The 24,105-nt window shown below is 62.0% G+C and carries 20 protein-coding genes and 1 tRNA gene; 2 read left to right on the top strand and 19 right to left on the bottom strand.

From position 1 onward, the window contains the following. Positions 1-28: 28 nt before the first annotated feature. The 16 genes from RR842_RS05040 to RR842_RS05115 all read right to left on the bottom strand — a co-directional run bounded on the left by RR842_RS05040 (position 29) and on the right by RR842_RS05115 (position 17,761). Positions 29-934, bottom strand: a complete 906-nt coding sequence (locus RR842_RS05040) for a cation diffusion facilitator family transporter (RefSeq protein WP_332723866.1) — start codon at positions 932-934, stop codon at positions 29-31. Positions 935-1,005: 71 nt separating this feature from the next. Next, positions 1,006-1,091: transfer RNA gene (locus tag RR842_RS05045), tRNA-Leu, on the bottom strand. A 71-nt stretch (positions 1,092-1,162) separates the two neighbouring features. Further along, on the bottom strand, positions 1,163-1,417 hold the full coding sequence (gene secG, locus RR842_RS05050; protein WP_332512014.1) for a preprotein translocase subunit SecG: 255 nt from the start codon (positions 1,415-1,417) through the stop codon (positions 1,163-1,165). A 216-nt stretch (positions 1,418-1,633) separates the two neighbouring features. Continuing rightward, a complete protein-coding gene (gene gpmI, locus RR842_RS05055) occupies positions 1,634-3,205 on the bottom strand; it encodes a 2,3-bisphosphoglycerate-independent phosphoglycerate mutase (protein WP_332565296.1) in 1,572 nt (523 codons plus the stop codon). A gap of 138 nt (positions 3,206-3,343) precedes the next feature. Beyond that, positions 3,344-4,114: a triose-phosphate isomerase gene (gene tpiA / locus RR842_RS05060; protein WP_332512012.1), complete on the bottom strand. Its 771-nt coding sequence runs from the start codon at positions 4,112-4,114 to the stop codon at positions 3,344-3,346. A 16-nt stretch (positions 4,115-4,130) separates the two neighbouring features. Continuing rightward, positions 4,131-5,315, bottom strand: coding sequence for a phosphoglycerate kinase (locus RR842_RS05065; RefSeq protein ID WP_332729157.1), 1,185 nt, complete (start codon positions 5,313-5,315; stop codon positions 4,131-4,133). Positions 5,316-5,343: 28 nt separating this feature from the next. Beyond that, positions 5,344-5,538: a hypothetical protein gene (locus RR842_RS05070; RefSeq protein WP_332553677.1), complete on the bottom strand. Its 195-nt coding sequence runs from the start codon at positions 5,536-5,538 to the stop codon at positions 5,344-5,346. A 224-nt stretch (positions 5,539-5,762) separates the two neighbouring features. Further along, on the bottom strand, positions 5,763-6,764 hold the full coding sequence (gene gap, locus RR842_RS05075; protein WP_332512007.1) for a type I glyceraldehyde-3-phosphate dehydrogenase: 1,002 nt from the start codon (positions 6,762-6,764) through the stop codon (positions 5,763-5,765). 118 nt (positions 6,765-6,882) lie between these two features. Then, the gene (gene whiA, locus RR842_RS05080; protein WP_332517465.1) at positions 6,883-7,812 is read right to left on the bottom strand and encodes a DNA-binding protein WhiA; all 930 of its coding nucleotides are present in this window, start codon (positions 7,810-7,812) and stop codon (positions 6,883-6,885) included. Then, on the bottom strand, positions 7,791-8,912 hold the full coding sequence (locus tag RR842_RS05085; RefSeq protein WP_332521051.1) for a gluconeogenesis factor YvcK family protein: 1,122 nt from the start codon (positions 8,910-8,912) through the stop codon (positions 7,791-7,793). The genes whiA and RR842_RS05085 overlap by 22 nt, the downstream gene beginning before the upstream one ends. 9 nt (positions 8,913-8,921) lie before the next feature. After that, on the bottom strand, positions 8,922-9,866 hold the full coding sequence (gene rapZ, locus RR842_RS05090; RefSeq protein ID WP_332553678.1) for an RNase adapter RapZ: 945 nt from the start codon (positions 9,864-9,866) through the stop codon (positions 8,922-8,924). A 1-nt stretch (position 9,867) separates the two neighbouring features. After that, a complete protein-coding gene (gene uvrC, locus RR842_RS05095; protein WP_332729158.1) occupies positions 9,868-12,090 on the bottom strand; it encodes an excinuclease ABC subunit UvrC in 2,223 nt (740 codons plus the stop codon). A 403-nt stretch (positions 12,091-12,493) separates the two neighbouring features. Further along, complete coding sequence (locus tag RR842_RS05100; RefSeq protein WP_332511999.1) at positions 12,494-13,204, bottom strand: molecular chaperone TorD family protein; 711 nt, start codon at positions 13,202-13,204, stop codon at positions 12,494-12,496. Positions 13,205-13,210: 6 nt separating this feature from the next. Next, the gene (locus RR842_RS05105; protein ID WP_332553680.1) at positions 13,211-13,786 is read right to left on the bottom strand and encodes a 4Fe-4S dicluster domain-containing protein; all 576 of its coding nucleotides are present in this window, start codon (positions 13,784-13,786) and stop codon (positions 13,211-13,213) included. 12 nt (positions 13,787-13,798) lie between these two features. Further along, positions 13,799-16,306, bottom strand: a complete 2,508-nt coding sequence (locus tag RR842_RS05110; RefSeq protein WP_332511995.1) for a molybdopterin-dependent oxidoreductase — start codon at positions 16,304-16,306, stop codon at positions 13,799-13,801. A 231-nt stretch (positions 16,307-16,537) separates the two neighbouring features. Further along, a complete protein-coding gene (locus tag RR842_RS05115) occupies positions 16,538-17,761 on the bottom strand; it encodes a Fic family protein (RefSeq protein WP_332511993.1) in 1,224 nt (407 codons plus the stop codon). A gap of 82 nt (positions 17,762-17,843) precedes the next feature. Between RR842_RS05115 and RR842_RS05120 the strand changes: the two genes are divergently transcribed. Together RR842_RS05120 and gdhA are read left to right on the top strand one after the other, a co-directional pair. Further along, complete coding sequence (locus RR842_RS05120) at positions 17,844-18,335, top strand: YaiI/YqxD family protein (protein ID WP_332511991.1); 492 nt, start codon at positions 17,844-17,846, stop codon at positions 18,333-18,335. A gap of 409 nt (positions 18,336-18,744) precedes the next feature. Then, a complete protein-coding gene (gene gdhA, locus RR842_RS05125) occupies positions 18,745-20,076 on the top strand; it encodes an NADP-specific glutamate dehydrogenase (RefSeq protein WP_332511989.1) in 1,332 nt (443 codons plus the stop codon). A gap of 98 nt (positions 20,077-20,174) precedes the next feature. Here gdhA and RR842_RS05130 read toward each other — a convergent pair whose 3' ends face one another. The 3 genes from RR842_RS05130 to RR842_RS05140 all read right to left on the bottom strand — a co-directional run. Beyond that, complete coding sequence (locus tag RR842_RS05130; RefSeq protein WP_332722213.1) at positions 20,175-21,485, bottom strand: GGDEF domain-containing protein; 1,311 nt, start codon at positions 21,483-21,485, stop codon at positions 20,175-20,177. Further along, positions 21,482-23,047, bottom strand: coding sequence for a sensor domain-containing diguanylate cyclase (locus RR842_RS05135; protein WP_332729159.1), 1,566 nt, complete (start codon positions 23,045-23,047; stop codon positions 21,482-21,484). Before RR842_RS05135 ends, RR842_RS05130 begins: the two co-directional genes overlap by 4 nt. 156 nt (positions 23,048-23,203) lie before the next feature. Continuing rightward, a partial coding sequence (locus tag RR842_RS05140; protein ID WP_332729160.1) for a hypothetical protein occupies positions 23,204-24,105 on the bottom strand: 902 nt, incomplete at its 5' end.

A 24,105-nucleotide genomic window follows, 5' to 3' on the forward strand; every position in this document is an offset into this window, starting at 1 on the left:
TTTTCTTTTTGAGGGCGAGAAGCGGTGCTTACTCCCGATGGCCGTCGTCGGGCTCAATATGCACGAGGGTCTCGATGACGTTGGGAAAGCTCTTTTCCACCGCCCGCTCAACCTCGTCGGCAAGCTGATGGGCCTCTCCGACCGTCATTTCGGGAGCGACCAGCGCATGCAGATCGACATACACCTCCCCCTCCGTCCCCCGCGTGCGCACCTGGTGCGCACCGCGTACGCCAGGCACCGTGAGAGCCGCCGTACGCACGTCCTCCTCGGGAATGCGCGCACGGTCCGAAAGCGTGGCCAGTGCATGCCTGAACACGTCGTAGGCAGTAAACAGGATAGCCACCGTCACCACGAGCGCCATAAGGGGGTCCGCCATAGGAAACCCTAATACCACGGCAACAAGGCCCACGATAACGCCGATAGAAACAAGCGCATCGGACAGCGTATGGTTCGCATCCGCCGCCAGCACCTCGCTCTTCAAACGCTTCGCATAGCGTCTCTCGTACGTTGTAACGCCCAGGTTTACCGCGAGGGTGGCAATCATGACTACGAACGACAACGGGCCCACCTCGGCCGTGTAGTTGCCTGAAGAGAGCTTGGTAATCGCGCTCGACCCCACTTCGAAGGCCGCCAGCAAGAGCAGCACACCGATCACGAGGCTCGCATACGTCTCGAACTTCGCGTGCCCGTAGGGATGGCTCTCGTCGGCGGGGCGCGAGGCGATCGCAATGCCCACCAGTCCCACGACGTTCCCCGCCGAATCGAACACCGAATGGATGCCGTCAGCCTGCATTGAGGCCGATCCGGTAGCCGAGCCGTAGAAGTATTTTGCCGCAGCGACCGCCAGATTCAGGAAGAGGATGATCCACAGCACGCGTCTGATCTCGTGTGTGCGATGGGATACCGCATCCTTGGTAGCAAGGGTCTTCACCATGATTGCCTCCTTTTACAAAACACCAGTAAATACAAAAGGAGAGCCACTCGGGCTCTCCCTTCTAGCTTTCCTGGTGTCGGAGGCGGGATTTGAACCCGCATACCCTTGCGAGCACTAGCACCTCAAGCTAGCGTGTCTGCCGTTCCACCACTCCGACGCGTGCTGCCTTAAAAAGCAACGCTGGTTATTCTACCCGAACGCCCCCGTCTTGTGAAGGGCGAATTTACGCTATTTTACAATCGTGCCCTGCGGGTAGACGAGCATGAGCGCGATAAGCGACAGCAGAAACACCGCCGCGAAGATGATGGTGATGCGATCGAGGTTCTTCTCGACAATGCTCGTGCCGGTCTGCGTAGAGTAGACCGAGCTGGCGATCATGTCGGAAATGCCCGTACCCTTGCCGGAATGCAGCAAGATGAAGATGATAAGGCCCAGGCCCGAAACGACGAGCAGGATAAGCATAATGATAAGGAGCGGGTTCAAGGTATCTCTCAACTTTCCATAGGAAAACAACCGTCTACACGAAACATGCAGTATACCCGAACATTACCGGGCGTGGCAATACGAGCGCGGAAATTTCAACTTCCGGTCCTTCCCCATCGCGGTCGCGACTTTCATCCCATCGCAATCCCCTTAAACCGACCTGCTCGTCACTTCTCAGCAAACCCGACAAGCTCGCTGCGACCGGCAATCTCACCATCAGCCTGCCAGCAAACTGCGCCCATCCATCTCGCCGGGTGCCGCAAGGCCGATCATCGCAAGCAAGGTCGGAGCCAGGTCGCAGAGTGCGCCTTGGCGACCGTCCAAGGAAAAACCCTTGCCCGTATAGTCCGCCAACGCCAGCGGCACAAGCGCCGTCGTATGCGCCGTAAACGGCGAGCCGTCCGCCTCGAGCATTTTGTCGGCGTTGCCGTGGTCGGCAGTGATAAGCGCCACACCCCCGCGACGTTTCAGGGCCGCAAGCACCTGACCCACACCGGTATCCACGGCCTCGACAGCCGCTACGGCAGCAGGCACGAAACCGGTATGTCCCACCATGTCGCAGTTCGCAAAGTTCACGATATAGACGTCGGCCTCGCCAGCGTCTATGGCCGAGGCCAGGGTGGATGCCACCTCCGGCTCGCTCATCTCTGGCTGCAGGTCGTACGTGGCAACTTTGGGACTGGGCACCAGCACGCGGCGCTCCCCCGCTTTCGGCTCTTCCACGCCTCCGTTCAGGAAGAACGTCACATGCGCATACTTCTCCGTCTCGGCGATACGGTACTGGGAAAGCCCTGCATCGGCCAACACGTCGGCCAGCACGTCGGCAGGAAACTCCTTGGCAAAAGCCACGGCAGCAGGTATCTCCGGATCGTATTCCGTTAAGCACACGAGCTGCACCTGGGGGAAAGACGAGCGCTCGAAGCCGACGAATGACGGATCCACCAGAGCGCGGGTGATCTCGCGGGCGCGGTCGGGGCGGAAGTTGAAGAACACGGCCGCATCGCCGTCGCGCATGCCGCGCGGCGAGAACGCGACGGGTTCCACGAACTCGTCGGTTATGCCCGCCTCGTAGGAGGCCGCCATGACCTGCTGGGGAGTCGCCTCAGTACCGGGTTCGGCCAATGCAAGGGCACGCCAGGCACGTTCGACACGCTCCCAGCGGTTGTCGCGGTCCATGGCGAAGTAGCGGCCCTCAATGCTGCCGATCTCCACCGTGCAGCCGTCACACGACAGCTCGGCAATAACGTCTTCCAACTCGCGCAGGTAGCCCGCACCGCTCTTCGGCGCCACGTCGCGGCCGTCCATGAAGCAGTGCACCACGATATGCCCCACGTTCGCCGCCTTTGCCGCGCCCATAAGCGCGTACAGGTGCCCGTTGGTGGAATGCACGCCGCCGTCGGAGAGCAGGCCCATGAGGTGCAGCGCTGCACCCGGCTTGGCCGCAGTGGCGAAAGCAGCGTTGAGCGTGGGGTTGGCCGCAAGCGATCCATCGTCACAAGCACGGTTGATGCGCGTGAGCTCCTGATACACCACGCGCCCCGCGCCGATGTTCAAGTGCCCCACTTCAGAGTTACCCATCTGTCCTTCGGGCAGGCCCACAGCCTCGCCCGACGCCGCAAGTTGCGTGGTCGGGCAGGTGGCGAACACCTCGTCCAAGCACGGCGTACGCGCCTGGGAGATGGCGTTGCCAGGACCGGGGTCAGACAGGCCGAAGCCGTCCATGATGATAAGGCATACCGGCAAGACGAGGTCGGCATGCTCGGAAAAGGTTCCTTCGACTACGCTCACTTTTGTTCGCTCCACTCAAGATGAAGGGGTTGCGGACCCCGAGAATCGAATACCTCTGCACAAACGCGCATGCCGGCCGCGCGGGAGGCTGCCGACATGCTTTATTCTACCGTTCGGTCAATGCAAAACTGCCGAAAGCTACAGGCAAGCCTCGATGAGCTGCACAAACGATGCAGCCTTCAGCGACGCGCCGCCGATGAGGCCGCCGTCCACATTCGGCTGAACCATGAGTTCGCCTACGTTGCCCGGGTTCATGGAGCCGCCGTACAGCACGCGCATTCCCTCGGCAACCTCTTCGCCGAACATCTCGGACAGCGTTGCACGTATTGCCGCGCATACGGCCTCGGCCTGCTCAGGCGTGGCCGTACGGCCCGTGCCGATAGCCCAGATGGGCTCATAGGCCACGACGCACGTTGCCGCCTCGCGGGCATCGACGCCGGCGAAAGCGGCACGCACCTGTGCGCACACGTACTCGTCGGTCGTGCCCTCCTCGCGTACCGCCAGCGACTCGCCAACGCATACGATGGCGTAGAGGCCCGCTGCGACCAGAGCCTTCACCTTCTTGTTCACGCCCTCGTTCGTCTCGCCGAACAGTTCGCGACGCTCGGAGTGGCCGACGATAGAGCACGTGCAGCCGATCTCTTTGATCATGGGCACCGATATCTCGCCGGTGAACGCACCGGCAGGCTCCCCGTACACATTCTGTGCGCCGACGGCAATCTTCGTCTTGTCGAAGTCGAACACCGTCTTGGCGGGCTTGAGGTCCACAAAGGGCGGGCAGATGACGATGTCGACGCTCTCCGGCCATTCCTTCTCGTACTGGTTCGATATCTCCTGCGTCAACACCACGGCCTCGCCGATCGTGTTGTTCATCTTCCAGTTCCCCGCCATCAAAGGTTTACGCGCCATAGGTGATACTTCCTTTCTACCTGAGAGCTTCCACGCCGGGAAGGGCCTCGCCCTGCACCAGCTCCATCGAGGCACCGCCGCCGGTCGAGATGAACGTCATTTTATCCGCCAGATCGAACTTGTTCACCGCAGCCACGCTGTCGCCGCCCCCGATGATCGTGTCGGCCTGCGTATTCTCGGCCACAGCATCGGCCACCGCCTTTGTGCCGGCTTCGAACGCGGGCATCTCAAACACGCCCATGGGACCGTTCCAGAACACGGTGCCGGCCTCGGCCACGGCTGCACCGTAGAGTCGCGCCGTCTCGGGCCCGATGTCCAAGCCCATCATATCATCGGGCATTTCGCCCACCGGAACCGTTTTGGTTTCGGCTTCTTCGGCGAAGCGGTCGGCACACACCACGTCTACCGGGAGCAGCAGCTTCACACCGCGCTCCTCGGCCTTCGCGATCATAGCCGCGGCGCGCTTGACCCAGTCCTCTTCCTTGAGCGACGTGCCCACGGGCAAGCCTTGAGCCAGCAGGAACGTGAAGCACATGCCGCCGCCGATGATGAGCGTGTCGCACTGGTCCATAAGCGCGTCGATGACCTTGATCTTGTCGGACACCTTCGAGCCGCCGAGGATGGCGACGAAGGGACGCTTGGGGTTCTCCAGCATGCCGGTAAGCGTCGACACCTCGCGCTGCATGAGATAGCCCGCATACGCCGGCAAGAGCGACGCGATACCTGCCGTGGAAGCATGAGCGCGGTGCGCCGCGCCGAACGCGTCGTTCACGTACACCTCGCCGAGTGCGGCCAGTTCCTCGCAAAACGACGGATCGTTCTTCTTCTCGCGCGCGTCGAAGCGCAGGTTCTCCACCACCAGCACATCGCCGTCGCGCAACGAAGCCGCCTTGGCCTGCGCGTCGACGCCCACGGTATCGGTGGCGAACACGACCGGCTTGCCCAGGATTCCCGAAAGATGCTGGGCCGCCGGGCGCAGCGAGAACGCCGCCTCAAAGCCGTCGCCCGCCGGACGGCCCAGATGGCTCATGAGGATAACGCGCGCGCCCTGGGCGACCAGCGCCTCGATAGTGGGCAGCGCTGCACGGATGCGCGTGTCATCGGCGACGGCGCCGTCGCGCAAAGGTACGTTGAAGTCCACGCGCACCAGCACGCGCTTCCCCGCCCCATCCAACTCGTCGATGGTCTTGATATCTGCCATACAACCCTCTTCCACAGACTACTGATACTTACTGATTTCCGTTACCCGGCATCTTGCCCTGGCGGCACACCTCATTGGCAAGGGCCTCGGTCGCCGCCGCCGTGCGCTCGGCAGCCTTCACGAGCCGCATAATCATGACTACAGCGAAGACAGCGATTCCGATCGCAACCAAGAAAGGAACCGCAAACAACAATTCCGGAACGCTCATTCCCAGTATTCTCACAACTCGCCCCTCCCCCTCGATTCGCGCAAAGCGCGAAAACAACCAGACAGGTTGGCGTAGTAAAACAGCGAGAAGCCCCGAGGTATCCAATATTGCCGCGAAGGGTTGGCGAAGCGTACTTTGGTACGTGAGCCAAGCCTGGAGCGGCAAGGTTGGATACCTCGGGGCTTCGCAGCGTCGAGCAGTTCCGTCGGCCGTTAGGCCGACGGAACAAGAATCCTTCTCTAGAGAAGGATTTTGACCAAATCTTTAACACGGTTGGAGTAGCCCCACTCGTTGTCGTACCAGGAGATGCACTTCACGAAGTTACCCTCGCCACCCATGACCATGGTCAGCTTGCTGTCGAAGATCGACGAGCTCGGGTTGCCCACGATGTCGATGGACACGATGGGGTCCTCGGTGTACTCCAGCACGCCCTTCATCGGGCCCTCGGCGGCGGCCTTCATGGCGGCGTTGATAGCCTCGATGGTGGCATCACGCTCAAGCTCCACCGTCAGGTCGACCATCGATCCGTCCGGCGTGGGAACGCGCGTGGCAAAGCCGTCCAGCTTGCCCTTGAGCTCCGGCAGCACCAAGGAGACGGCACGGGCGGCACCCGTCGTCGTCGGGATCATCGACACGGCAGCAGCACGGGCACGGCGCAGGTCGCTGTGCGGCAGGTCGAGGATCTTCTGATCGTTGGTGTAGGAGTGAATCGTGTTCATGTAGCCGCGCTTGATGCCGAAGTTGTCCAGCAGCACCTTCGCGAACGGCGCCAGACAGTTCGTGGTGCACGAGGCGTTGGACACCACGTGGTGCTCGTCTTTGTTGTACTGGTCATCGTTCACGCCCATGACGATGGTGATGTCCTCGTTCTTGGCCGGAGCGGAGATGATGACCTTCTTGGCGCCTGCATCGATGTGCGCATGGGCCTTAGTTGCATCGGTGAAGAAGCCCGTGGACTCCACGACCACGTCCACACCCAGCTCGCCCCAGGGCAGGTTGGCCGGCTCGCGCTCGGAGAGCACCTTGACCGCATGGCCGTCGGCGACGAAGCCGTCCTCGCACACCTCGACCTTATCGAAGGCGCGTCCGTGGATGGAGTCGTACTTCAGCAGGTGGGCCATCGTCGGGATGTCGCCGAGGTCGTTTACCGCCACAACCTCAATCTCGGGATCATTCGCCATCGCGCGGAACGCGAGGCGGCCGATGCGACCGAACCCGTTAATGCCTACTTTGATTGCCATGCGTATCCCCTTTCGTCAAGATACTCGATTGCTTGCAGTCAGGATAAGGCGATCATACCATGGAGACCATGAGGGCGCATATCAGCAACGCCTTCACCATGAAATCGCCGCCGACATTCTACCCCTGTGTCTCCTTGGCCATTTGCTCGATCCGGCGAACGCGGTGGTAAACGGCCGATTTCGACAGGGGCGGGGTTGCTCGCTCGCCCAACTCCTTCAGCGTGGCATCCGGATAGGTGACGCGCAGGCGGATGTAGTCCTGCAAGGCTGGCGGCAAGTTCTCCATGCCGTGGGCCTCGAGTACGGAGCGGATGGCGTAGATCTGGTCCACCGAGGCGTTCGCGCTTTTCGCCTGGTTTGCTATCTCGGCATTCGTCATGCGGTTCACGTCGTTGCGCACGCTTTTGATAACACGCTCGTTCTCCATGGCAAGCGCGCACTGATGCGCCCCGGCAAACGCAAGGAACTCGAGGATGGCCGCACCGCTTTTCAGGTACACCATGTACGAGCTGCGGCGCTGCATGATGCGCGCCTTGATGCCCTTGCGCTCCAGCAAGCCCACCAAGCCCTCGGCCAGCGCCTCGGACTCCACCGTTATCTCGAAGTGAAAGTCGCCGCGCGGGCTGGACACGAAGCCGCTGCCCAGAAACGCCCCGCGCAGGTAGGCTGCCGTGCAGCACTCCTTGGCCACCAGGTCCTCGGCGATACCCAGCTCCAACCCCTCGCCCGACAGCACGCCCATGTCGCGCAGGGAATCGGCGAGATGCGACTGCGAGGGCACCTCGATGAGGTAGTTCGGCGTCTTGTGCAGCACGCTGCGGCGCACCGTGAGCTCGGTCTTCAGATGGTACAGCTCGTGGAGCATCTTGATGATGAGGCGCGCAACGGAAGGCATGTCCGTGGCTATCTCGATGCGGTAGCTGCCCTGGCCGCTGAAGAACAGCGTGCCCTCGATGCGCACAAGGGCCGCCAACGTGGCCTTGTCGCAATGCGAACACACCGGGGCCACCCGGGCAAGCTCGTCTTTCACCTCTGCCGTGAACGACATAGCTTCAACACCCCCGAAAACGCATTGCGCAGAGCCGCCGGGTCATGCCAGGTGGGACTTGCCGTGTCCACCAGGTCGCGCGCGATGACCACGGGGCCTTGCGCTTGGATGGCCTGCACGTCGCGATAGGTCACCGCCACCGGGCGGATGCTGCCGCCCCAACGCGCCTCGTCTACCTCACCTAACTCGGCAGAACGGAGGCCAGAGCCTCCTACGGCGTCGAAGGCGCCCGTCGCCGGACCGTCCGGCCGCAAGGGGGCGGGCGCATGCACCAGCACGTAATCGACCAGCCCGCGCATGCCGTGGTCCATGAGTGCCTCGACGTGCTCGCGGGCCGTGAGCCCCCACGTCTCTCCCTGCATGTCCGCCAGCGAGCACACGAACAGCGTGCAGCCCCTCGATGCGCGGATAGCGTCGACGACGCCCGGCACCAGCAGGTTCGGAATGATGGAGGTGAACAGCGATCCCGGTCCCAACACGATGAGGTCGGCCGCACGGATAGCCTCAAGCGCCGGCTCGTAGGCCCTGATGGGGTGCGCTGCCCGCAGCCCTACCCGCTCCAGCGCCGTGCGCGAGTGGCAGGCGACCGCCTGGCCCTCGATCTCGCGGCCGTCACGTGTGCGGGCCACCAGCGTAACCCGGTCGAGCGTCGAGGGATACACGCGCCCCTGCGCGTCCAGCAAGCGCTCGCAGATAGCGATAGCCTCCGGGAACGACCCGGCTGCATCCTCGAGAGCCGACAGCATGAGGTTCCCGAGCGTGTGGTTGCGCGCAAAGGGGAAGCGGTACTTGAAGGCGCGGGTGAGCGGGTCGGCAGGATCGGCGGCCATGGCGGCGATGCACTTGCGCACGTCGCCGGGAGGCGTGACGTCCGCTTCCTCGCGCAGGATGCCCGTGGAGCCGCCGTCATCGGCCATGGCCACGACGGCGGCCGTTTCCACCTGCATAGATAAGAGCGTGCGGATGGACACGGGCGCGCCGGTGCCGCCGCCGATGACGACGGCACGCAGGTGCTCGCCTGGTGCGGCGACCGGCGGCGTCTGTCCCAGCGCTGCAAACGCAGCGGTCGACGACGGGTCGTGGGTAAATACGGTTGCCATGGCGCGCGCCTATGCCTGGGCGGCCGGAGCGGCCACGACCTGGCCGCCGGCACCTTCTGCCAAGGTCAGATCGCGATGGGCCAGACTCACGCGGTAGCCCTTCGCCTTCAAGTAGTCGCCCGTCGATTCGGCCAAGGCTACCGAGCGGTGCTGGCCGCCTGTGCAGCCGATGGCAATGGCAAGCTGTTGCTTGCCTTCGGCCACATAGCCCGGCATGACGCAGTCCAAAAGCGCACGCCACCGCTTCTCGAACTCCTCGGTTTCAGGGCGGTACAACACGAAGTCGCGCACCTGCTTGTCCAGGCCCGTCAGCGGACGCAGCTGGGGGTCGTAATAGGGGTTCGGGAGGAAGCGCACATCCATGACCAGGTCGGCGTCGAGCGGGGCGCCATGCTTGAAACCGAACGAGTACACGGTCACCGACAGCCCGGACTTCTCTTGCCCCGGCGCGAACAGCTCGCGGATTTCCGCACGCAGCTGGGGAGGCAGGAGGTCGGTGGTGTCGATTACCTGGGAGGCCGCATGGCGCACGTCGGACAGCAAGGCGCGCTCGCGTTCGATACCCTGCGCGATGGAGCCGCCGTCCGCGCACAGCGGATGGCGTCGGCGGCTGGACTTGTAGCGCGCGATTAACTTCTCGTCGGCGGCATCCAAGAACAGGATGCGGTAGTCGATGCCCTGCGCCTTGAGCTTCTCCAGCTCGGTGGCAAGACTCGAGAAGAAATCGCGATTGCGCGCGTCGCAGACCACCGCTAGGCGACGATGGCCGTCAGGCTGGCCGGGCATGCCGGTCAATTCAAGCAGGTTGACAATGAGGCTCGAAGGCAGGTTGTCCACGCAGAAATAGCCCAGGTCCTCGAAGGCGTGCATGGCCTCGGTGCGCCCGGCGCCGCTCATGCCGCTGACGATGACCAGCTCGGGCATGTCCTGCAAATCGGTTCCCTTTTCGCTCATCCTAAACCTCCACGTCGTCTGGCGTGCGAACCGCTTCTGCGGTCGTGCACTCGTCTTTCCGATCCTTATTATACTGCTGGAGCACTTGGTGCAGCTCCTCAGCCACCTCGTCGGGCACGACGCGGGCCTCTTTGATCTCCTCGAGCGTGGCGGCCTTCAGGTTCCTAAACGATTTGAACGCCTTCAATAGCGCTTTTTTCCGCACCGGACCCATACCTACCACATCGTCTAAAATACTTGCCGTCATACCTTTGCCGCGCAGCTCGCGGTGGAACGTGATGGCGAAGCGGTGGGCCTCGTCGCGCACCTGCTTCACCAGGTAGAGCGACGCCGATCCGCTGGGCAGCACCACCGGACCCGTGTCCTGCCAGGGCACGAACAGCTCCTCGTCGCGCTTGGCCAAGCCGCACATATCGATGTCGTCGATGCCCATCTTCTCGAACATGGCCAGCGCCGCGGAAAGCTGCGGCTTGCCGCCGTCCAGGATGATCAGGTCGGGCTTGCTGCCGAAGCGCTCGTCGGCCATGCGCTCGGGCGCGTAGCGGCGGCTCATGACCTCCTGCATGGATAGGAAGTCGTTCGCCTCGTCCAGCGGCGTCTTTATCTTGAAGCGGCGGTACTGGTTCTTGTCGGGCTTGCCGTTGGTGAACACCACCATCGAGGCCACCGTGTAGGAGCCGTGGATGGTTGAGATGTCGAAGCACTCGATGCGCAGGGGCGGCTCGTCGAGCGCCAACGCACTTTCCAGCTGCAAAAGCGCGTTGTTGATACGCTTGTCGTCGTAGTTGGTGCGCACCTTGTAGCGCATGAGCGTGTGCTTGGCGTTCGTCTCGGCCATGGCCACCAGCTCTGCCTTCTCGCCTTGCCGCGGCGCACAGAAGCGCACCTTCGCGCCGTGCGCACTTGCCAGCTTCTCGGCAAGCCATCCCTCCATCGCCTCGGCGTCTTCCGGAAGGTCGCGCAGGATGACCTCGTGCGGTATGGAGGTGGTGGCGTCGTAGTAGCGCAGCAGGAACATGTGCACCAGGTCGTCGTCGGGGACGTCGCGCCCGCGGTTCAGCACGAACTCGTTGGAGTTGATGATGCGGCCCTCGCGCACCATGAACACGTGCACGCCGGCCACCGTCTCCTCGCGGAACAGGCCCACCACGTCGGCATCAAGGTTGCGCGCGGATACGGCGTGCTGCCGGTCGGTCAGCGAGTTGATGGTGTCGATGCGCGCCTTCATGCGCGCCGCACGCTCGAAGTCCAGGTCGGCCGCCGCCTCCTGCATGTCCGCCGCAAGCTCTTCGACGAACTCGCGGTGCTGGCCCGACAGGAACCGCACGATACGCCGCACGTTGGCCGCGTACTCGTCGGGCGTGATGCCGCCGCAGCACGCACCCGGGCCCAGCCCTACGTGCGCGTCGAAGCACGGCCGCGCATCGCGGGACAGCAGCGCGAGAGGATCCTTCTCCAAACGGCGCTTCAGCTGCCGCCAGTCGGAGCACGACGTGGCGCACAGCGGCACGACGCGCCGGGCGATGTCCACCATCTCACGGGCCGCGCGGCTGTCGGTATAGGGTCCGAAGTACTTGGTATCGGGCTTGTGCTTCTCGCGCGTGTACTTGATGGCCGGAAACACGTCGCCTTTGGTGAGCGCGATGAACGGGTAGGACTTGTCGTCTTTGAAGTCGGCGTTGAAAAACGGGCTGTGCTGGTTGATGAGGTTCTTCTCCAGCACCAGCGACTCGTGCTCGTTCTCTACCACGATATAATCGAAGCTGTCGATCTGGTCCACCAGCAGGGGAATCTTGGCGCGCTCGTCCTGGAAGTTCACGTACTGGCGCATGCGGGCGCGCAGCTGCTTGGCCTTGCCAACATAGATGACCTGGCCGGACCTGTCCTTCCAGAGGTACACGCCGGGAAGCGCGGGCACACTGTCGAGCTCGGCTTTGATGCGTGCGAGCTTGGCCGCCTGTCCAGCGGCCGTTTGCGCCAAGGCAGTCTCTTCGGGCGCGTCGAGGCCGTCGCCGTCGCCCAGCCTCTCGAACCCGCCCGCGTCGGCGAAGCCCGGACCCCTTCGGCTCGGCAGCACAGCGGGCTCGTCGCACGAAAGCGAGAGCCCGTCTGCGTCGGCTTGCGCGGAATACTCGCCCGCCGATGGCCCGAAGGCGCTGTCGCCCAAGGCCTTCCCCTGATTGTCGTTTCGTTCGTCCATGAGGTCAGTATAGCAAAACCGCACAGGCGTTCCCCTCCGGCCGGCTACCCTCCATGCCTTGCCCAAAACCGCCGCGCGCGACGTGTCCCAGGAGCCAGGGCGCGCTGCGCCTCCCAAAAACCACGATACACGGCGTCTCCCAAGAACCTAGGCACGCTGCGCCACCCAGGAGCCAAAGCAACCGCATAGGCAAGATCGAAGAAAGCAAGAAAACGTCGAATGCTGTGCAAATTTTTCGCTTTCCCGCCATCTGATGCGCAGTTTTCGACCCCAAGGAAGCTGCATTAACGAGCTCCCGCATAAAAGCCCAGATCAAGAGCATTCCCTCAAACCGGGCTACTCGCTGTCGAACGAAGAAGCCCGGTTTAGGATGAAAATCTAGCGGGAAACCGAAAATTTTGCACAGCATCTGCCTATTTCGGACGGTCTAGGGCACCGGCCCCGCGATCGTCGCGCCCGCCAACAGAAAAATCGCCGCATAAAACGGTTGGCGGGCAGCGGGCGCAACAAGCGCACCGCATGATTCGATCCAGGTACCCAGATGTTGCACGATGAAGTCCGCTGCACATACCTGCAACGCAAGCGCAGACGCCTCGTTACCGGCATCCCACGCATCGGCCTCGCGCCCCGCAAGCAGCGCGAGGAACTCCAACTCAACCGCTACATGATCGGGCAGCTCAACGAGATCTTCTGACAGAGTGAAACCTGACTCGGCATAGGCCCGGGAGACCTCTCGCTCGGCCTGCGTGCGCAACCATCCCCGACCGGCGGAGGCGCGGCTGCTCTCGTAGTAGCTCTCGTAAGGCGGGGCCAGCACCTCGCCGGGACCTACGAACAAGCGGTTGTACTCGATCTCCAATAGCAAGCGCGCCTCGTCCTCCGAGACGGCGCGAAGGAGCCTCGCCTGCTCGTCAATACCATCCAGCGCATCGACCATCTCGGGCATCGAGCATGCTCCCACCAAACTTCGCAGCGTCGAAGGCAAAATGCCTGCACGCAGCTCCACAGCCAATGCTGCGCTCGGTCGCAGCAAACACCTCGAGAGCAGCCCCAGCAATGCCCCGTCGGCGCGCGCGTACGAAGCCTGATCGGCTGTAATACCCCCTAACGCTGCCACGCTACCACCTGCCTGTCCCATAATCGGTTACTCCATCGAGTTCCAGTAGTACACCTGCGGGCCCGTCTTCTGGTCCTCGAACAGGTGCGTCGTTTTTCTCTCGGCTACGATCTTGGCAATCTCCGAGGAAGCGTCGTCCAAATCGCCCACCACAATGGCGCGGCCCGGACAGGCCAGCTGGCACATGGTCGTATCGATGCCGGCATCCAGGCGGTGCGAGCACAACGTGCATTTGTCCACGGTGTTGGCGGCGTCGTCGTGCTGACGCGCTCCGTAGGGGCAGGCCGCAATGCAGCTGTCGCACCCGATGCACTGTTCCTTGTCAATCACCACGATGCCGTCCGCACGCTTCGTGGACGCGCCCGTCGGGCAGACCGCCACGCAGGGCGCCTCGTCGCAATGCTGGCAGGGCACCGGCACCCATTCGAGAGCAAGTGCCGGATACGTGCCCGTAGGCTTGTCGTACACCGTCTGGTCGTCGGCGTTCAACACCCGCATGCGCTGCAGGCCCGATGCCACGCCGTTTTCCATCTTGCAGCTGATCGTGCAGGTCCTGCATCCGACGCAGCGGTGCAGGTTGATTGCGAAACCGTATTTCGTCATAAGAGCACCCCCTTAGGCTTTCTTCACTTCGACCAGGTTGTCGTACGGCGCGAAGTTCGTCTCCGAGATGGCATCCTGCGCCGGATTGAGCGTGATCTGGATAAGCGAGCTGTAATGTGTCTCGCCCGGGAAGTCCTTGGGCCACCAGCCCTGGCGCTGGTTGAGGCAACCGGGCTTTATCTCGGAGGTTACCAATGCCTTCACCTGGTACGATCCCCGGTCGTTGAACACTTCCACCACATCGCCGGACGCGATACCGCGCGCCTCGGCATCGGGCGGGGAAATCTCCAGCCACGGCTCGGGCGCCACTTCGCGGATCCAAGGCAGCTGCACATGCTGCGAGTGCGTCGTATACACCGTGCGGCAGTTCATGAACGTAAGCGGATAACGTCCGGCCAGCTCGTTGCGGATGCCCTCAAGCGGCTCGTAGTGGCAGGCCAGCTCTTCGCCAAAGTCGATCAGATCCTCGGTATAGAGCTCGATCTTGCCGCTGGGCGTCTGAAAGCGCATGCTCTCGAACGCCACGTAGTTCTCAGGGTAATTCGCACGCACGACCTTCTTCTCCATGAGCTCGTCGAAGTCGATGGTGCTAAACTCGGGAGCCAAGCTCTCGCCGAGGATGTGCTTGCGGCCGTACTCCTCGATGTCCAGCTTCCATTCGGTCTCCTCTAAGATGCCGAACTTCTCCGCCAGCATCTGGGCCACCTGGTAGTCGGTCTTGGCCTCCCATTGCTGGCTGATAGCCTGCTCGCGCACCTGCACGTACATGTTCGACCAGGAGGTAAGCAGCTCGAAGGGCTCCTCATAGTAACTGGTCACCGGCAGCACGAGATCCGCGTAGCTCGCACCAGGCGTCATGACCTGCTCTGATACTACGATGAAGTCAAGCTGCGGCAATACGTCTTTGATCATGCGATTGCGGTCGGGGCCTTGGGTGCCCCAGCCGTAGTTGTGCGTCCAGAGCATCTTCACCGGGTAGGGCTGCTGCGTGGCCACGATGTCGTACCACTGGGACCCGGGCAGCGGGCTTGCCTTGTGCCCCTCACGCGGCGTGACCGCCGTAGGTGCCAGCGAGAACAGGATGCGCATGAGCGTTCCGCCCGCCCAGTTGATGTTGGCATGGGGTTTGCCGACGTTGCCGGTGATGCCTGCCAGCTGGATGAGCGCGCGGGTGGGCAGATGCCCGTTCCAGTAGCGGTTCGTGCCCTGGCTTACGCGCAGGCTGGCAGGTGTCTCGTTCACATAGAGCTCGGCCAACCGCACGATATCCTCGGCCGGCACATCGCAGATGGCGCTGGCCAACTCCGGCGTGTAGGCGGCAAGCGAGTCGACCAGCAACTGGAAGGCGGGCTTTGCCGCGACGTCCGCACCGCCGACGGAGAGCGAATAGCTGCCCAGCAGCGCCGCCGTCTCGGGAACCTTGGCCGCCTCGGGCACGTCGCCGGTCACCGCGACGGACGGATATGCCGGCTTGAGTTTGTCGGGAAGCGCCGCAACCGGCACGGCCTTGTTGGCCTTCTCGTCCCACACCAGGTAGTTCTCCCCGTCGCGCACCAGCTTCTTCGTGGCCGCATCCACCAAGAACGCTCCGTTGGTGTACGTGCGGACATATTCCTGATCGTGCTTTCCCTGCGCCACGATATGGCTCATCATCCCCAAGGCAAGCGCCGCATCGGTGCCGGGGCGAATAGGTATCCACCAGTCGGCTTTGGCGGCCGTGCGCGAGAAACGCGGGTCTACCACCACCAGCTTACTGCCCGCCTCTTGAGCATCGAAAACGAAGTGCATCTCCTGCATGCTCGTCTCGGCGTAGTTGCAGCCGAACATGATGATAGTCTTGGAACCGATGAGGTCCTCCCATGCGCTGGCATCCTGCTGCACGCCCAGCGGGGGCAGAAATCCCATGTTGCAGCCGTTGTCGCCCATGATGCCGAAATTCGTGAACTGCGTGCCGTCGTACGTAGCGGCCAAAAGGCCGTCGATGATCTGAGGGAACACGCCATAGTTGCCGGTCATTCCCAAAAACGCGTTCGCCGTAGGCCCGTAGGCATCGATGTTCTTCTGCATATTCTCGTGGATAAGCTCGATCGCCGCCTCCCAGCTGATGCGCTCGAACTCGCCGGAACCGCGTTCGCCCACGCGCTTCATGGGATACTTCACGCGATCGGGCGAGTACACGCGCTGCATGGCGTTGGACACGCCGCGCAAGCACATGCGATGGTAGCGGTTATCGGGAAACTCAGCGGGCTCGATCTTTACGATCGTGTCGTCTTTCACGTAGGCGTTAATGCCGCAGCTGCCCACGCAGTTGGGTGCGCAGACGCTGCGCGCTACCTTGTCGTAGTCGGGCTGCCCCGTACCGACGGGCTTGCTTTCCGCCGCGTCCTTCTTCGCCGCGGGCGTACATGAAGCGAGCACCGTGGCGGTCGCACCGGCTGCCATAACGCCGGCTGCTCCTGCGAGGAACTGGCGGCGCTTCATGATCAGTTGGTACCTGGAATCAAATGTCGAATCGGTCATATGACCCTCCTCCCCCTGCTTGATTACAAGCGAGTGCGAGGCCCTTTGGAAATCTGCAGTTTCCCGTGTGGCGGCACCATCAAGGCGCCCTTTGCGTCGGCCCGTCGGCCGACGGCTTGCCCCCACCCTCGCATCCAGTATAGGAAGCAAGAGGCAGGGGAAGACGAGTTTGCGGGATTCCGGGAAACCCGCAACGACCGCTCCGGCTACCTCCCCTCGGCCGTAGATCATCTAGCCCGCGACTACGGTACCGAGCGAATCCCGTGACACCGGGGTCTGCGGCGCGACTTTGCGGTCGAGCTCGTCGAACAGGTCAACGGCACGCGGCGCCACGAACACGCGACTGCGCTGCGCGCTGTCGATCTCGCGGATGATACCCGCCGCCTCAAGACGGGCGAAAGCATCGTTTACCGACGAGACACTCTTGCCCGTCAGGGCTACCGCTTGTTTCACGGTTAGCACCGGCAAGCCCGGCAGAAGGCCGATGAGCGCCTCGGAAGCCGATCCTTTGCTAGGACGGCCCAGCTCTTCGACCCAGCGCTCGCGCAGAGCGAGGACCGCGTTCAGGTGCACATCGGTCACCTTGGCGGACACCTCGGCCGACCAGGCGCAGAAATCCGCCCAGCGGTCGACGAGCTGCAACCGCTCCCGCTCGCCTGCGGCCAAGCCGAAGTTGTAGGGAAGCAGCGACTCGGCATGACTTTTCGTATCGATGGCCGGCTCGAGGCCGATAGGGGCCACCACCGAGCGCATGAGGCCACGCTTGCGCATAATGGCGTGGCACATCAGGCGCCCCGTTTTATCGAGCCCCGACTTGAACGGCTTGATGCTCTCGAACTGGAAGTGGGCAATGGCAGCTTGCCCGATCGGGGCGTACGCGTCCTTGTTCGCAAAAGCGCACAAGTCTTCCACCAGGCCCGGAAGCTCCTCAGGCTCGGGAGCTTCGTACACCAGTGTCGCTGCATCGGCCGCAGACTGATCGTGGCGCCGCCTCCTGAAATGAACTCCCGTCTCCCGTGCGGGAAGCCCGTACATGCAAAGCGAGTGGATATCCAGCAAGGTGTCCGGCGTGAGGGGCTGGTCGGGATCAGTCTCGTAGTAGAGGTAGCGCACCGCGCTCAGGAACCGCAGCACTTCAAGCGCCGTAGCTCGCGCCTCGTCGTTCTCGAAGTCGTAGGCATCGAGCGAATCGACGCGGCTGACGCCCTCCGCACGGTTCCCATCAAGGTACGCTTCCAAATGCAGGATCGCGCCAAGCGAGGGCCGCTTCCCCTCGATACGGATAGTCGACACCGCCTCGACCCGTGCAAGCGTGTGCATGAGCGCCCGATCCACACCACCGGAGCAGGCGCGATCCTCCATGCGGATCATCATCGCCTCGGCCCGCGCTATGCCCGCCTGCGTTGCCGGCGACAGCGCGAATACCTGCTTTCCTATCGGAACCGGCTTGTACATAGTTCCCCCTCCGAAACCACGTTGCCCACCCTCAACCATATACTATACTTTCCCCAAGCGAAGAAAGGACAGGATTCCGCCCATGAAGCCCACTATCTACATCGATGCCGATGCCTGCCCGGTCACCTCCGAGACGATGGCCGTCGCCCGACGCAGCAGCATACCGGTCGTCATCGCAGGCAACTCCACGCAGAACCTTGCACGCCACATCCGTCGGAGCGACCCGCGTGAGCCCAGGGACGGCTTTTGGGCAAGCACCTTGCCCGTGGGCGTCGGAGCCGATGCGGCCGACTTCGCCATCGTACAGGAACTGCAGCCCGGCGATATCGTGGTCACCCAGGACATCGGTCTGGCCGCCATGGCGCTGGGGCGTAAAGCTGCGGCCATCGGCGTGCGCGGGCGCATCTACGAGCTTGCCACCATCGATTCCGACCTGCAGATGCGCCACCTGGAAGCGAACGTGCGCAGGCGCGGTGGCCGCACGAAAGGACCCGCCCCCTTTGAGGACGACGACCGCGAGCGCTTCACAGACAACTTGCAACGCCTCGTTGACCAGGCGTTGCGAACAGATTGACCCTCCCCCCCCCCGGAGCAAAACTACACGCCCCTCTTTGCGGGGTCTTCCCTGCCAGTCGAGCGGAACGTCGCTCGCACCGCCTTTCGAAACCAGACCCACAAGTCGCTTGGGGATCAAGGGAGAATCGCGAAGTTTTTCCTCGCTGGTCTGAGCAGGATACACTGACGGGGCCGAACACCTTTTACACCACAATAGTTCGTTTATTGCCGATTCCGACAGCTCGGCGCAAAGAGAGCGCAGGATACGCGCTTCCAAGGATGCCAAAGAACGCTATGGGCACCCCGCCGGGGGCCCCGGCTCCCGCCTATCGCTAGTTTTGTTTCATCTTCTTTAAATAACATCGCCCATCAGAAATCGCCCCCTATAATGGAGCAATGTGAAAAATCCCCGAAGGAGGTCCCACGAGATGAGTTACGTCGATAACGTCATCGAGCAGGTCAAAGCAAAGAACGCCCATGAGCCCGAGTTCATCCAGGCCGTCACCGAGGTGCTAACGTCCCTAGCACCAGTCATCGAGTCCAATCCGGCCTACGAGAAGGCCGGCTTGCTCGAGCGCATCGTCGAGCCGGAACGCGTGGTCATATTCCGCGTGCCGTGGGTAGACGACGCGCACCAGGTGCACGTGAACCGTGGCTTCCGCGTGCAGTACAACAGCTGCCTCGGGCCCTACAAGGGCGGTCTGCGCCTGCATCCGTCCGTGAACTTGGGCATCATCAAGTTTCTCGGCTTCGAGCAGATCTTCAAGAACAGCCTGACCACGCTGCCCATGGGCGGCGGCAAGGGCGGTTGCGACTTCGACCCCAAGGGCAAGTCCGACATGGAGATCATGCGCTTCTGTCAGAGCTTCATGACCGAGCTCTGCAAGCACATCGGTGCCGACACCGACGTGCCGGCCGGTGACATCGGTACGGGCGCACGAGAGATCGGCTTCATGTTCGGACAGTACAAGCGCATCCGCAATGTATGGGAAGGCGTACTCACAGGCAAGGGCCTGTCCTACGGCGGGTCGCTCGCCCGTACGCAGGCGACGGGCTATGGCCTGATCTACTTCGTGCAGGAGTATCTGACCTGCCACAACGACAGCTTCGAGGGCAAGACCGTATCCGTGTCCGGATCGGGCAACGTGGCCATCTACGCCGCGGAGAAGGCCCAGCAGCTGGGTGCTAAGGTAGTCACGCTCTCCGACTCTACCGGCTGGATCTACGACCCGGCGGGTATCGACCTTGACCTGGTAAAGCAGATCAAGGAAGTGGAACGCGCGCGCATATCCGTCTACGCCGAGCGCAAAGAGGGCGTGGAGTACCACGAGGGCCGCGGCGTGTGGAGCGTGCCCGTGGACATCGCCCTACCCTGCGCCACCCAAAACGAGCTTCTCATCGACGATGCCAAGCAGCTCGTGGCGAACGGCTGCAAGATCGTGGCCGAGGGCGCGAACATGCCCACCACCATGGACGCCACCGAGTGCCTCATGGAAGGCGGCGTGGTGTTCTGCCCCGGCAAGGCGGCCAACGCCGGCGGCGTTGCCACGTCCGGTCTCGAGATGTCGCAGAACTCCGAGCGCCTGTCCTGGACGTTCGAGGAAGTGGATGCCAAGCTGCAAGGCATCATGAAGAACATCTATCACGCAGCAGACGACGCTGCCAAAGAGTACGGCCACGAGGGTAACTACGTTATGGGCGCCAACATCGCCGGCTTCAAGAAACTTGCCGACGCCATGATGGCCCAAGGCGTGGTGTAAGCAAGTCGTATCTCCCGCGAAGCGTCTCTCATGCAAAAGCCCGAGATAAGAAGTCTCGGGCTTTTTTAGTGCCGCGAGGAAAACCTCGCCCCGACAACCTAGCGAAAGCCTCCTGGCGCGCTGCATTCAAGATCAGATATCGCCTGATCGACAATTACTCCCACATCGTCCGTTCCCGCAGGGACAAGGACAGACGTCGACCGGGCCCGGAAAAACGCTTTCTTGCCGTCGACGCGCGCCTTCCAAAGCAGCGCTAGCTCGAGGGCACGCGTCAGGTCTTCAAGATCGCGTTGCCCCACCTGTTCCCGTATCGCAATGGCAAAGCTCCCACATCCCGCATGCAGGGCAACATGGTCGCTCTGCACAATAGAATCGATATCCTCTTTCACGACTTCGAGATAGGCACGCCGCGCCGCACTGCCCAGCAGGCGCGCAGCGTCTTCGAAACCGTCGACTTTCAAACAGACAAGCGTCGCCTCACCAACTGAGTTCTTGCCACCAACCATGCCCTGAAGCTCTTCAAGGAACCCGTCGTAAGAGAGCATGCCTGTTTGCCGATCGATACGGACTTCCCGCACAAAACGGCGCCGCCAGCCCGCACGCGACCGCACAACCGTCCCCAGGCCGATAGCCAACGCCGCAACAGTCACGCAACCTCCTGCAATAACCGCAACCCAGGGGAGAGGAACCCATCCGTCTACAGGGATAAGGGAGAGCGTCCATGTCGTGGGCATGCCGAACGATATCTTGACCGCGTGCGAGAAGTCGAAAGCTTCGTCAGAGACGGCGATGACGTCCTTGCCGCCATCCTGGGGACTGACCGCCCACAGCTCGTAACGATAGCCGCCCTCTTCGAGCGCCCCGAAATCAAGCTGGCTCAAAACGAAGTCGGCATCAAGGCCGATCGCCACTTCCCCAACAAATATCCCCTCTTGCACAACCGGCTCGATAAAAAGGAATGCTTCCTTGCCGGGACTTATCTCAAGCGGGCCTTCGACCGCCATTTCGCCCGTCACCTTCGCTAACGTGTAAACGTAGGGGAAGGTCGTGAGATCCTTGCCAACGAGGGAGCGGTATTCGTCCTCGGGAAACGCATACCGCAGGGTATCGCCTTCGAAGTAGGCGACGGACACCACGCCGTCCACCGCCAGCATATCTTGTGCGACAAGAGGAAACCATTCGGCATTGGGGCTGAAAAGCAGGGCAGTCGTTAAGCCTGCCGTCTCGCCGAACTCGCTTTGAAGCCTCGTCGCCATGCTTTGCTGGAAGAAAGTAAGCACATTGCCGGCATCGCGCTTGCGCATGTCGTCGACGCCTCGGCACAGCGTGTATCCGGCCACGCCGACGGCTACGCAGACCGCCAAGGAGAACAGCGCGAGCCAAAGCGCGCCGTGCTTTCCTGCCCTCACGCCTGATCCTCGTCCCGGTAGAGGCAATAGCTTTGCTTGCCCTGCTGCTTCACCAAGTACAAGGCCTTGTCAGCCTGGTCGATAAGAGCATCGGAGCCGCTTATGCGATCCCAGATGGCAACTCCCATACTGCCATGGACCATGAAAGAGCAGTCGGCATTCTTCACATCGACATGCAGGGCCTCTACCATCTCGTCTAACACCGCCACCAGCTCGGCCTCGTCGTCGAGATCGGTCATGAGCAGCACGAATTCATCTCCGCCGTAGCGACCCACCAGGCCTTCGTAGCGGCGTTCGTACTCGCGCAGCAGGTAGCCGACCGATTTGAGGGCGACATCGCCGGCCGCGTGCCCGTAAGCGTCGTTGATGAGCTTGAAGTCGTCCAGGTCAATGAAGCAGAGTGCGTAAAGCGATCCGTCTTTCCCGTCAGCATGGCGCAAGGCGCCGTCCAGCTTGCTGGTGAACACCGAGCGCGTCACCACGCCAGTGAGTCCATCGGTGAGGCCCGACGAGGTCAGCTCAAGGATCTCAGCCATGTCCACGTCATCGGGACGCTCGTCGCTGTACACCTTGCGCTCAAGTTCGATCACCGACTTTTCCAGCAAGCGGGCTTTCTCCATCTGACGTGAAAAGTGATGGCGGATAAGCAGCAGTCCTAAGCCGATCAAGGCGACAACTACAATCATAACCGGGGCAATGGATGTCATGACCTGAGCATACGTGTTCCAGAAGCTGCTGGTGCAGATAACGTCCCAGGAAGTACCCTCAAGGGGGGACGCGACATAATAGCGGACGTTCAGACCGTCAACCGCCCAGAAGCTCACCGGATTCAGAGCGCGCAGTTCAGATTCGACCTTGTCAGCCGACATGCCGAACACTATATGCGGGCGAAGCGGCTCAAGGAACTGGTCACCGTAGGCATAGCCCGGCGTGGCCGACATGATCTGCCCCGTGCTGCCAATGATCGCCGACTCGACCTGCGAATTGGACACGCTCCGGGCCAGTATGTCGACGATGTCGCTAAAATACAGGGAAGCGAACAGTGCGCCGGTTATAGAACCTCCCTCGTCCATGAGAGGCTCGGCTACCGTGTAATTGAGCGTAGCGCCGTCGGCACCTGCAGGGAAGCTGTCGGTGATGACGGTCTCGCCCGTTGCAAAAAGCTTCTGCAGATAGTCGCGGCTGGCGAGGCTGGCCGAACCCGTCTCGTCCCAAACATCCAGGTCCGCATCGACATAGCAGATAAGGAAATAGCCGTAGTGCTCGTTCACCTGATCGAGTAAGCGCACTTTATCCATAACCGGAGTTGCAGGATCTATCAAGGCCGGCTGGTCAGCAAGCGTCGACAACAGTTTGAACGTCTCGCCCACGCGAGATTCTATCTGAGGCTTCGAAGCGGCCACCGAATCAGCGGCTATCCGCTGCATACGATCGATCGCGATCATCGCACCACCCACCAGGAAAGCGGCCAGTGCGCACAAGGCCAAGGCAACGCCATACGCCGCGATGCGTTTGAACGAAAACCTGGACGATCCTCGTACGATGTCGTTTTCGGTTGGCATACTCGCAATTTCCTCCCTGCGCTCAGCACGGCTCAGCTTACCACATCGCCCTTAAGCCATTCAGGCAGAGAACAGGACAACCGCCTGCTTCAAGCCTCGTCTAAATACCAGATAGATGGAGAAAAAGAAAAGCGCCGCCCAAAGCTCCTCGGGCACCTAGGAGCTTTCGAGGACCTTCGCCGACACGACGTTGCTCGGCGATATGAGGATGGCGCCGACACGGTCCAGCTCGGGGGTATCGACATAGAACGTCCCATTCTGGGTCTCCCCCATGACGAACAGCCCTTCGTCGCCGGTACAGATGACGATATCAAGACCCGATGCGCCCTCGAAATAGCTCTTGTCGGGCGTAATGGCAACGATGAAGTCGACCTTATGGCGCTTGAAATAGGCGATCTGCTTGTCTAGCACGATGCTGGACACGGGACCGGTCACGCTGAACACGCCGAACCGATGCCCGCCCTTTTTCAGGATAGTGCCCTCGCTGTACCGTTCGAGATCGGCTGCATCTAGGGCGAAGACGGTCGCGTTTTTGGATTCGTAGTTTTCCTTCGCCTCGTCAACCGTCAACGGTTCCTTTTTCGAAGAGGACCCGAGCGTTCCTTCTTTCGATGCTGCGGCTTGCTCGTCGCCGTCAGAAGAAGCTGCCGTCCCCTCGGGCGTGCCAGACGCATCCTCAGCATCCGCCTCGTCGCCTAGGGGCGTCGAGCCTGCGCCCGCGGCCGTCCCAGCAACTCCCGTTCCGGAAGCCGATGCCGCTCCCGAACCGGCGGATTCCGAGGCTCCCGTTTTTCCCGGCAAGGCACCCGCCGCATTCGAGCCGACAAGAGATTCCGAGTCGGCTGCGTCCACCGTCTTCTCTGCGGGCGGCTTGGTACCCGGATAGACGATGGCCGTATACCCCTCCATGCTACCGAACGTATCATCGATATTGGATGCGGCCACGTTCCACGAATGGCCCGCGAGCAAATACCAACCGAACCCGAGCAAGCTCAGGACGATAAGGCCCGCGAATACGACGAGCGCAATTTTTTCACGTGAGATAACCGACATAGTAA

This window comes from Gordonibacter sp., from assembly GCF_036667095.1.
In the GTDB taxonomy this organism is placed as follows: domain Bacteria; phylum Actinomycetota; class Coriobacteriia; order Coriobacteriales; family Eggerthellaceae; genus Gordonibacter.

What these genes read in the sequence shown, in the direction of transcription:
- RR842_RS05040 (WP_332723866.1), bottom strand. Translation starts at nt 934, where the DNA reads ATGGTGAAGACCCTTGCTACCAAGGATGCGGTATCCCATCGCACACAC.
- tpiA (WP_332512012.1), bottom strand. Translation starts at nt 4,114, where the DNA reads ATGGCGCGTAAACCTTTGATGGCGGGGAACTGGAAGATGAACAACACG.
- RR842_RS05065 (WP_332729157.1), bottom strand. Translation starts at nt 5,315, where the DNA reads ATGGCAGATATCAAGACCATCGACGAGTTGGATGGGGCGGGGAAGCGC.
- gap (WP_332512007.1), bottom strand. Translation starts at nt 6,764, where the DNA reads ATGGCAATCAAAGTAGGCATTAACGGGTTCGGTCGCATCGGCCGCCTC.
- whiA (WP_332517465.1), bottom strand. Translation starts at nt 7,812, where the DNA reads ATGTCGTTCACGGCAGAGGTGAAAGACGAGCTTGCCCGGGTGGCCCCG.
- RR842_RS05085 (WP_332521051.1), bottom strand. Translation starts at nt 8,912, where the DNA reads ATGGCAACCGTATTTACCCACGACCCGTCGTCGACCGCTGCGTTTGCA.
- rapZ (WP_332553678.1), bottom strand. Translation starts at nt 9,866, where the DNA reads ATGAGCGAAAAGGGAACCGATTTGCAGGACATGCCCGAGCTGGTCATC.
- RR842_RS05100 (WP_332511999.1), bottom strand. Translation starts at nt 13,204, where the DNA reads ATGGGACAGGCAGGTGGTAGCGTGGCAGCGTTAGGGGGTATTACAGCC.
- RR842_RS05105 (WP_332553680.1), bottom strand. Translation starts at nt 13,786, where the DNA reads ATGACGAAATACGGTTTCGCAATCAACCTGCACCGCTGCGTCGGATGC.
- RR842_RS05110 (WP_332511995.1), bottom strand. Translation starts at nt 16,306, where the DNA reads ATGACCGATTCGACATTTGATTCCAGGTACCAACTGATCATGAAGCGC.
- RR842_RS05115 (WP_332511993.1), bottom strand. Translation starts at nt 17,761, where the DNA reads ATGTACAAGCCGGTTCCGATAGGAAAGCAGGTATTCGCGCTGTCGCCG.
- RR842_RS05120 (WP_332511991.1), top strand. Translation starts at nt 17,844, where the DNA reads ATGAAGCCCACTATCTACATCGATGCCGATGCCTGCCCGGTCACCTCC.
- gdhA (WP_332511989.1), top strand. Translation starts at nt 18,745, where the DNA reads ATGAGTTACGTCGATAACGTCATCGAGCAGGTCAAAGCAAAGAACGCC.
- RR842_RS05135 (WP_332729159.1), bottom strand. Translation starts at nt 23,047, where the DNA reads ATGCCAACCGAAAACGACATCGTACGAGGATCGTCCAGGTTTTCGTTC.